Source organism: Neisseria sp. P0008.S010 (genome assembly GCF_051962715.1).
Classification (GTDB): domain Bacteria; phylum Pseudomonadota; class Gammaproteobacteria; order Burkholderiales; family Neisseriaceae; genus Neisseria; species Neisseria elongata.
Genome location: NZ_JBQCVA010000066.1, coordinates 1 through 9,744, shown reverse-complemented (window position 1 = coordinate 9,744; position 9,744 = coordinate 1). Strand labels below are relative to the sequence as shown.

Sequence of the window (9,744 nt, the reverse complement as noted above, 5' to 3'; positions counted from 1 at the left end):
GCAATTAGGGGCGAAAACGGCTGAAAACCTGTGTTTGGGTTTCGGATGTCGGGGGAAGGGCTTTTTGCAAAGGTCTCAATCTATGTCAGCTCCTTTCCAAAATGTAAAAACGGCATCGGGTTGTACCACGACCGATGCCTGTTTATTCTATCTTTCCGCTGGGTTTATGATGAAACATCCAAACAATAGCGGGTGGTAAAACGCTTTGCACCGCCCGGCGGCAGAATGGTCAAGCCGATGCCGTTGTTGAAGCAATCGGGTGCGCCGCTGAGATTTTCCAACGCAATGGAGGTGCGTTCGGGCGGGATGTAGATTTGCAGCAGGGGATAGTTTTCTTCGACAAAAATGTCGAGCCTGCGCGCGCCGTGCCGCAGGGTGCAGGCGGGGCGTGTGCCGCCGTTGCCGTTCAGCTCAAAACTGTTATCCAATCCTATGCCGCGCAGGGAGGCGGCTTCTGCAAAGCGGTTATCGGCCAGGCGCGCACCGGTGGGCAGCAGGTCGGCATCAAATTCAAGCTGTGTGCCGCCGTCGATTTGCAAAGTCCAGTCGTCCGCCGTGCCGCCGAGGGTGAAATAGGGATGCCAGCCGTCGGCCAGCGGCATGGGGGCGGTGCCGGTGTTTTCGGCGGTGGTGGAAACGGTGAGGCCGTCTGAAGACAGGGTGTAGCGCACGGTCAAGCGGTAGGGGAAGGGGAAACCGTTTTGGTCGGCAGGATAAACGTACGCCAACTCTATCCAAGCCGCGTCTTCGCCGCGGCCGTGCCCTGCCGATGCAAACGGTGCGTCATAAAGCAGGCCGTGGATGGCATGACCGTTCAAAACGTGACGGCCAGTTTGATATTCGCGGCCGTCGAAACGATAGCCGCCCCGGTTCAGGCGGCAGGGGAAGGGGCTGAGTTTGGCACTGCGAAAGCCGTCGGTGATGTGTTGCCGGGCATCGTCGGTACCGCGATACGCGGCGATGCAGTTCAACCACTCGCCGCCGCCGAAAACGGCATAGCGGTTCAGAAGTGCGCCGAAAAAATAGATTTCCGCTTCGGCATGGCCGTTTTGCCGCAACACGGCGCGGTCGGATTCGATTTGGCAGGAAAAAGTCATGATGAGGCCGTCTGAAAAAAAGAAGGCGGAATTATAGCGAAACAAAACGGCAGGCAGGCGGCGTATAACGTCCGTCTCTGCTAAAATCCGCTTTTTTCCGCACCGTTCCGACATGTCCTACACCGCCCGAATCACCGCCAGCTATGGCCGCCATTACACCGTCCGTACCGAATCCGGCCAAACCTACACCGCCACCGCGCGCGGCAAACGGGTGGATTTCGCCTGCGGCGACCGGGTGCACATCGAAGTGCAAAACGGCGAACAGGCCGTCATCCGCGATTTCCTGCCGCGCCGCAGCCTGCTCTACCGCCAAGACGCATGGCGCACCAAACTGATTGCCGCCAACGTGGACCGGCTGTTCATCGTTACCGCCGCCGTCCCGTCGCCGAGCGAAATGCTGCTGCAACGCGCCCTACTGGCGGCGGAGGCGGGCGGCATCGAAGCCTTTATCGTACTGAACAAAACCGACCTGCCCGAAAGCGCAGCCTGGCGGGAAAAACTGGCCTTCTACGAAGGTTTGGGCTATCCGTTGGCCGCTGTCAGCGCACTGGAAAATGCCGAAACCCTGCGCCCGCTGCTGCAAGGCTGTACCAGCATCTTCCTCGGACAATCGGGCATGGGCAAATCCACCCTCACCAACGCCCTGCTCGGCGGGGAACACGCCCGCACGGGAGGCCTCTCCGCCGCACTCGATTCCGGCAAACACACCACCACCCACGCCCAAATGTACGACCTTGCCGCCGACAGCTTCCTCATCGACTCGCCCGGCCTGCAGGAATTCGGCCTGCACCATCTGGACGCCGCCGACCTGCTGCAATATTTCCCCGACCTGCGCCACCTGATCGGCCGATGCCGCTTCCACAACTGCACCCACCGCAAAGAACCCGGCTGCGCGGTTAAAGAAGCGGCCGAAAGCGGCGAAATCAAAGCCGACCGCCTGAACTTCCTGCAACGCATCACCGACGAACTGACCGCCAAACCCTATTGAACCAAGCCCGTCCAATCCGATTCCAACCTCACCGAACCCATACTTTCAGACGGCCTCAACCCACCAAACGCCATGAACACCCTGCCCGCCCATTTCCTCATCCTCGCCGCCCTCGTAGCGGCCGCCCTCCTCATCGTCATCATCATTATCGGCCTGCTGTCCCGCAGCCGCCGTCAGGCCGAACTCGCCGTCCTTCACGCCGAACGCGACAACCTGAACGAATGCCAACGACAAGCCGACCTCCAAGCCGCCGAATCCGCCCGGCAAATCCAAACCCTGCAACAACACCTGCAACAAACCGAAACCGAACTGGCCGCCGCATCCGCCCTCAACCGCCGCCTGCCCGAACTGCAACAGCAACTGGCCGACAGCCGCAGCGAATACGCCGAACTCGAACAAAACACCCGCCGCCTGCACGGCGAATATGCCGCCGCCGAACAACAAATCCGCCACCTCACCGCCCAAGCGGAAGAATTAGGCCGTCTGAAAACCGACTATGCCGAACTGCAACAACAACTGGCCGAACAACAAATCCGCAACGAACGCCTCAACACCCTGCTCGAACAAGAACGGCAGGCGCAGGAAGAAAAACTCGCCCTGCTCGACAACGCCCGCGACCTCATGAGCGGCCAATTCCGCCACCTGGCCGACGAAATACTCGAAGAAAAAAGCCGCCGCTTCACCGAACAAAACCGCGAACACCTCGGCCGCCTGCTCAACCCGCTGAACGAACGCATCAGCAGCTTCGCCCAACTGGTTCAAAACACCTACGAAAAAGAAGCGAAAGAACGCCTGACCCTCGAAAACGAACTCAAACGCCTGCAACAACTCAACAACCGCCTGCACGACGACGCCAACGCCCTCACCGACGCCCTCACCGGCAGCCGCAACAAAACCCAAGGCAACTGGGGCGAGATGATTCTGGAAAGCGTGCTCGAACACTCCGGCCTGCAAAGGGGTCGCGAATACATCATACAGGCATCGGGCACGCAAACGCAGGAAGACGGCCACACCCGCCGCCTCCAGCCCGACGTTTTAATCAACCTGCCCGACAACAAACAAATCATCATCGACAGCAAAGTCTCCCTCACCGCCTACGTCCGCTACACACGGGCGGAAAACGAACACGAAGCCCGTCAGGCACTCGCCGCCCACGTCCAATCCGTACGCCAGCACATCAAAGAACTGGCCGAAAAAAAATACAGCGACATCGACGGCCTGAAAACGCTGGATTTCGTCTTCATGTTCATCCCCGTCGAACCCGCCTACCTCGCCGCCCTGCAGCAAGAACCCGGCCTGTTCCAAGAATGCTTCGACAAACGCATCATGCTCGCCGGCCCCGGCACCCTGCTGGCCACCCTGCGCACCGTCGCCAACATCTGGCGGACCGAACAGCAAAACCGCAACGCGCTGGCCATTGCCGACGAAGGCGGCAGGCTGTACGACAAATTCGTCGGCTTCGTCGATACCCTGCAAAAAGTCGGCCGCAACATCGACCAGGCGCAAACAGCCTACCAACAAGCGTTCAACCAACTCAAAAGCGGCCACGGCAACCTCGTGAACCGCGCGCATAAACTTCACCTCCTCGGCCTGAAAACCGCCAAACAGCTCGACCGCCAACTGACCGAAGAAGCGGCCGAAGTGGAAACCGAAGCATCCGTCCTGCCCGCGCCGGAAAGCGGGGAAACGGAAAACCGCGGATAAGCCCTGCAACAGCAGAAATGCACATCCGGCAACCGTTCGGAAACAGGAAAACAACCCGCAGGAGGCCGTCTGAAAACCGTTTTCAGACGGCCTCAAATCAAAACACGGTTTTGCCGGAACCGTTTCGAAACCCACCATATGCCTTTTTTAGACGGCCTTATATTCGACAGCTATTTGCACAACGGACTTACAAAACTATACAATGCCGTCCGTCTCAGCACACACAAACTTACAATGAACTGGTCCTACCTAGCCGCCGCGATACCGAAATTCGCCGAAGCCGCGAAACTGACGCTGGAATTGTCGGTTTACGGCATCGCATTATCCCTGGCCGTCGGCCTGCCCGTGGCGGTGGTAACGGCTTACCGCATCCGGCCGTTTTACTTTCTCGCCCGCAGTTATATCGAACTTTCGCGCAACACGCCGCTGCTTATCCAACTGTTCTTCCTCTATTACGGCCTGCCGAAAATCGGCATCAAATGGGACGGCTTTACCTGCAGCATCATTGCCCTGACGTTTTTGGGCGCGAGCTATATGGCCGAAGCATTGCGGGCGGGAATCCTCGCCGTGCCAAAAGGGCAGATTGAAGCGGGCAAAGCCATCGGTTTGAACCGCCTTCAGATATTCCGCTACGTAGAACTGCCGCAGGCTTGGGCGGTGGCCGTGCCTGCAGTTGGGGCGAACATACTGTTTTTAATGAAGGAAACATCAGTGGTCAGCGCGGTCGGCATCGCCGAATTGCTGTTCGTTACCAAAGACATCATCGGCATGGACTACAAAACCAACGAAGCCTTGTTCCTGCTGTTTGCCAGCTATCTGATTATCCTGCTGCCCGTGTCCTTATCGGCACGCTGGGCGGAAAAACGCGTTCGGAGTGCGAAATATGGTGCTTGACTGGCTGTTTGAAGGACAAAACGCGGTGCGTCTGGGCAAAGGGTTGCTGCTGACGGCACAAATTTCCCTGATTTCCGTCGCCCTGTCCTGCGTGTTCGGCACGCTGTTCGGACTCATGCTGCGCGCGGACAACCGCATCGTGCGCTTTATCGGCCGCCTCTATTTGGAAACGGTACGCATCGTGCCGATTTTGGTGTGGCTGTTCGGCTTCTATTTCGGTTTCGCCGCCTGGACGGGCATCCATATCGACGGCCTGTGGGTCTGCATTTGGGTATTCGTGCTGTGGGGCGTGGCGGAAATGGGCGATTTGGTGCGCGGCGCATTGGAATCCATCGAAAAACATCAGGTGGAATCCGGTTTGGCCATCGGCTTGAGCCGTTGGCAGGTGTTCCGCTTCATCGAACTGCCGCAAAGCGTGCGCCGCGTCTTGCCCGGTTCGATTAACTTATTCACGCGCATGATTAAAACCAGCTCCTTGGCCGCCCTGATTGGCGTAATCGAAGTGGTCAAGGTCGGCCAGCAGATTATCGAAAACTCGCTGCTGACCATGCCGAACGCCTCGTTTTGGGTTTACGGGCTGATTTTTATGCTGTATTTCCTCTGCTGCTGGCCGCTGTCGTTGTGGGCGGCGAGGCTGGAACACAAATGGGAACATTGACATGGCTTTATTGAGCGTGCGCAAACTGCACAAAGAATACGGCGGCGTAACCGCCATCGGTTCGCTGGATTTGGATTTGGCCAAAGGGGAAGTCATCGTCCTGCTCGGCCCGTCCGGCTGCGGCAAGTCCACCCTGCTGCGCTGCATCAACGGCTTGGAAGAGCATCAGGGCGGCAGCATCGAAATGGAGGGCGCGGGCGTGTTCGGCAAGGACATATCTTGGCAGACGGCGCGGCAGAAAGTGGGCATGGTATTCCAAAGCTACGAGCTGTTCGCCCACATGACCGTTATCGACAACATCCTGCTCGGCCCGCTGAAGGTACAGAAACGCAACCGCGCCGAGGCTGAAGCGCAGGCCGACAAACTGCTGACCCGCGTCGGCCTGCTGGAGCGGAAAAACGCCTACCCGCGCGAACTTTCGGGCGGCCAAAAGCAGCGCATCGCCATCGTGCGCGCCCTGTGCCTGAATCCCGAAGTCATCCTGCTTGACGAAATCACCGCCGCCCTCGACCCCGAAATGGTGCGCGAGGTATTGGAAGTGGTGTTGGAACTGGCACGCGAAGGCATGAGTATGCTGATCGTTACCCACGAAATGGGGTTTGCCCGAAAAGTGGCCGACCGCATCGTTTTCATGGACAAAGGCGCGATTGTCGAACAGGCTTCTCCCGAAGCATTTTTTACCGAACCGAAAACCGAACGCGCCCGGCAGTTTTTGGCCGGTATGGATTACGGGCCGGATTTGAACGTGAGCATCTGAATCCGACTCCGCCGCCAAACGTTTGGCCGCCAAGGTTTTCAGGCCGTCTGAAACCTTGCCGCGCTGTTTTTCAGACGGCCTCTTCCCTTTTTTCGTTATCTTCGAAGGAGCAAATCATGACGCTTTCCAAAAAATTCTCCACACTGCTGGCCGGTGCCGTTATCGCACTCGGTCTGGCCGCCTGCAACGGCGGTGCCGACAATCAGGCCGCATCGGGCGGACAGCCTGCCGCCGCAGGGGCGGATACCGTGGCCGCCATCAAAGAAAAAGGCGTTATCCGCATCGGCGTATTCGGCGACAAACCACCGTTCGGCTATGTGGACGCGAATGGCAAAAATCAAGGCTTTGATGTCGAAATTGCCAAAGAAATGGCCAAAGACCTGCTCGGCAGCCCGGACAAAATCGAATTCGTCCTCACCGAAGCCGCCAACCGCGTCGAATACGTCCGTTCCGGCAAAGTGGACGTTTTGCTGGCCAACTTCACCCAAACGCCGGAACGCGCGGAAGCCGTCGATTTCGCCTCGCCCTACATGAAAGTCGCTTTGGGCGTGGTATCCCCCAAGGGCAAGCCGATTACCGACGTCGCCCAATTGAAAGACCAAACCCTGCTGGTCAACAAAGGCACCACCGCCGATGCCTTCTTTACCAAAAACCACCCCGAAGTCAAACTGCTGAAATTCGACCAAAACACCGAAACCTTCGATGCATTGAAAGACGGACGCGGCGTGGCCTTGGCGCACGATAACGCGCTGCTGTGGGCATGGGCGAAAGAAAACCCGGACTACGAAGTGGCCATCGGCAACATCGGCCCGGCCGAATCTATCGCCCCGGCGGTGAAAAAAGGCGACAAAGCACTGCTGGACTGGGTGAATGGCGAAATCGCCGCCATGAAGAAAGACGGCCGTCTGAAAGCCGCCTATGAGAAAACCCTGCTGCCCGTGTACGGCGACAAAGTCAAACCGGAAGAACTGTTGGCCGAATAAGCGGGCATCATCCTTCTCGAAACGACAGAGAGGCCGTCTGAAAATAGTTTTTCAGACGGCCTCAAACGTTTTGCGGACTAACTCGCGGCCATTGATGCAAACGGTCTAAAAAATACCCCGGCAGCCGGAAAACATCCAACTGCCGAAGTAAGGTTCAAACCTTTCAGACGGCCTCTTAGCCATAAGCGGAAAAATGCAACAGGATGCCTGTTTAAAAAGCCTATCCGCCCACAAGCCTTTCAGCTTATTTCATACCGGGAAACAAGCCCTTCATTCCCTTGGCCATGCTCATCAGCTTGCGCATATTCTGCCCGCTGAACATTTTCATCATTTTCTGCGACTGCTCGAACTGGTTCAGCATTTTATTGACTTCCTGAACCGTGGTACCCGAACCGGCCGCGATGCGGCGTTTGCGGCTTGCCTTGATTAAGGCGGGATTGGCGCGCTCTTTCGGCGTCATCGAATTGATGATGGCTTCGACATGCCCCATCGCTTTTTCCGCCGTGCCTTCGGGAATCTGCTTGGAAAGCTGGCCGATTTCGCCGGGCATTTTCGACATCAGGTTCTCCAAACCGCCCATATTCCGCATCTGCTGGATTTGCGCTTTGAAGTCATTCAGGTCGAAGCTCTTGCCCTTGCGCAGTTTTTTCGCCATTTCGGCGGCGGCGGCTTCGTCTATGCCTTTTTGGACATCTTCCACCAAGGTCAGAACGTCGCCCATGCCCAAAATCCGGCTGGCAATACGGTCGGGGTGGAAGGCTTCCAAGCCGTCGATTTTTTCGCCCACACCGATGAATTTAATCGGTTTGCCGGTCACTTGGCGCACAGACAAGGCCGCACCGCCGCGCGAATCGCCGTCCATTTTGGTCAGCACCACGCCGGTCAGCGGCAGCGCCTCGTTAAAGGCCTGCGCCGTATTGACCGCATCCTGACCCAGCATCGCATCGACGACGAACAGGGTTTCCACGGGATTGACCGCCGCATGAAGCGCCTTGATTTCGTCCATCATTTCCTGATCGATGGCCAAACGTCCGGCGGTATCCACCATCAGCACGTCGTAAAATCCGCGCTTTGCATGGTTTAAAGCCGCCAAAGCAATATCGACGGGTTTTTGCGTCGTATCGGAAGGGAAGAAATCAACCTGCACCTGCTCGGCCAGCAAACGCAGTTGCTCGATGGCGGCGGGGCGGTATACGTCGGCTGAAACGACGAGGATTTTTTTCTTTTTATCAACCGTTTTCAGCAGCTTGGCCAATTTGCCGACGGTGGTGGTTTTACCCGCACCCTGCAAACCGGCCATCAATACGACGGCAGGCGGGGCAACCGCCAAATCCAATTTGCTGTTTTCCTTGCCCATCAGTTCGATCAGCGCCTGATTGACGATGGTGATGAAGGCCTGTTCTGCCGTCAGGTTGTCGTTGATTTCCTGCCCGACTGCCTTTTCTTTAACATTGTTGATGAAATCGCGTACGACCGGTAAGGCGACATCCGCCTCCAGTAACGCCAAACGGACTTCGCGCAGGGCGGGCTTGATGTTTTCTTCATTCAGCGTCGCCACGCCACGGATATTTTTGAAAACGGAATAAAACCGGTTGGTCAGATTGTCTAACATGGACTTCCTTCATAAGCTGCCACGCGGACAGTGTTATTTGATAAAATCGGCGCATTTTACACTACCTGCGTCATAGTGGATATGTGCAGGTCGGGAAGTTTGCTATGCCGGTTATGATGATTTGTTTGACACTTGTTTATGCCGCGCTGGCGGGATTCGTTTGGTTTTGGCGTTTGAAGAAAAACGCCGCCGACTATCCGCTGCGCTGGGAATTAGCCATTCTGGCCGGCTCCCTGCTGCCGCACGGCCTGATGATTATGCTGCCGCCGCTGGCCAATCAGACGTTGATTATGAGCTTTGGTTATGCATCGGCGGTGATTGTGTGGTTGATGCTGATGCTGTATCTGATGGGCAGCTTCTTCTATCGCCTGCGCGGTTTGCAGCTGCTGCTGTACCCCTTGTCCGTCTTGTTCATGTTGCTGGCAATACTTTTCCCCGGCCATGTGGAATCCTACCGGATAACGGACTGGCCGTTTATGCTACACATTATTTCATCACTGCTGGCATACAGCCTGTTTGGCATTACCACCTTGATAGCCGTGCTGATTTTGTGGCTGAGCCGCGATTTGCATCGGCACAGGCTGTCGCCCGCCCGCTCTTTCCTGCCGCCGCTGCTGAGTTTGGAGCGGATGATGTTTCAAAGTATGTGGATAGGTTTTGCCCTGCTGACGGTTTCGGTTATCAGCGGTACGTTTTTTGCCGAGGAGGTATTCGGCCGTCCGATGACGTTCACGCATAAAACCATTTTCAGCATTGTGTCTTGGTTTATTTATGCGGGGCTGCTGCTGAAACGCAGTATGACGGCATGGCGCGGGAAACGGCCCGCCGTTTGGACGATTGTCGGCTTCATCAGTTTGATGCTGGCTTATGTGGGCAGCAAATTCGTACTGGAAGTTATCCTGCACCGTTAAAGCCGATTTACTGTCAGGCCGTCTGAAAACTGTATCGAAGCATTTTCAGACGGCCTGTAAGGACAATAGACCTCTTGCGAAAGTATCCTGAAGATTTACAATTTCCAAATGAAATACGAAAACCTAATCCAAAGAAGCAA

The 9,744-nt window shown here is 56.6% G+C and carries 9 protein-coding genes; 7 read left to right on the top strand and 2 right to left on the bottom strand.

The genetic code is table 11. The features are described from left to right. Positions 1-164 precede the first annotated feature (164 nt). A complete protein-coding gene (locus ACTHSL_RS11740; protein WP_440381544.1) occupies positions 165-1,097 on the bottom strand; it encodes an aldose 1-epimerase in 933 nt (310 codons plus the stop codon). 112 nt (positions 1,098-1,209) lie between these two features. On the opposite strand from ACTHSL_RS11740, the gene rsgA reads away from it, so the two are divergent. From rsgA to ACTHSL_RS11710, 6 genes are all read left to right on the top strand, one after another. After that, on the top strand, positions 1,210-2,085 hold the full coding sequence (gene rsgA, locus ACTHSL_RS11735; protein WP_440381543.1) for a ribosome small subunit-dependent GTPase A: 876 nt from the start codon (positions 1,210-1,212) through the stop codon (positions 2,083-2,085). A 72-nt stretch (positions 2,086-2,157) separates the two neighbouring features. Further along, positions 2,158-3,789 (top strand): DNA recombination protein RmuC, encoded by a 1,632-nt coding sequence (gene rmuC, locus ACTHSL_RS11730; RefSeq protein WP_440381542.1) that lies wholly within the window; start codon positions 2,158-2,160, stop codon positions 3,787-3,789. Positions 3,790-4,023: 234 nt separating this feature from the next. Then, positions 4,024-4,683: an amino acid ABC transporter permease gene (locus ACTHSL_RS11725; protein WP_440381541.1), complete on the top strand. Its 660-nt coding sequence runs from the start codon at positions 4,024-4,026 to the stop codon at positions 4,681-4,683. Then, complete coding sequence (locus tag ACTHSL_RS11720) at positions 4,673-5,341, top strand: amino acid ABC transporter permease (RefSeq protein ID WP_049249402.1); 669 nt, start codon at positions 4,673-4,675, stop codon at positions 5,339-5,341. The genes ACTHSL_RS11725 and ACTHSL_RS11720 overlap by 11 nt, the downstream gene beginning before the upstream one ends. A 1-nt stretch (position 5,342) precedes the next feature. Then, the gene (locus ACTHSL_RS11715; protein ID WP_049249401.1) at positions 5,343-6,098 is read left to right on the top strand and encodes an amino acid ABC transporter ATP-binding protein; all 756 of its coding nucleotides are present in this window, start codon (positions 5,343-5,345) and stop codon (positions 6,096-6,098) included. Between the two features lie 116 nt (positions 6,099-6,214). Continuing rightward, positions 6,215-7,081: a cysteine ABC transporter substrate-binding protein gene (locus ACTHSL_RS11710; protein WP_003773300.1), complete on the top strand. Its 867-nt coding sequence runs from the start codon at positions 6,215-6,217 to the stop codon at positions 7,079-7,081. A 244-nt stretch (positions 7,082-7,325) separates the two neighbouring features. On the opposite strand, the gene ffh is transcribed toward ACTHSL_RS11710, so the two are convergent. Then, the gene (ffh, locus tag ACTHSL_RS11705; RefSeq protein WP_003773298.1) at positions 7,326-8,693 is read right to left on the bottom strand and encodes a signal recognition particle protein; all 1,368 of its coding nucleotides are present in this window, start codon (positions 8,691-8,693) and stop codon (positions 7,326-7,328) included. Between the two features lie 104 nt (positions 8,694-8,797). Between ffh and ACTHSL_RS11700 the strand changes: the two genes are divergently transcribed. After that, positions 8,798-9,604, top strand: a complete 807-nt coding sequence (locus ACTHSL_RS11700; protein WP_440381540.1) for a cytochrome C assembly family protein — start codon at positions 8,798-8,800, stop codon at positions 9,602-9,604. Positions 9,605-9,744 lie beyond the last annotated feature (140 nt).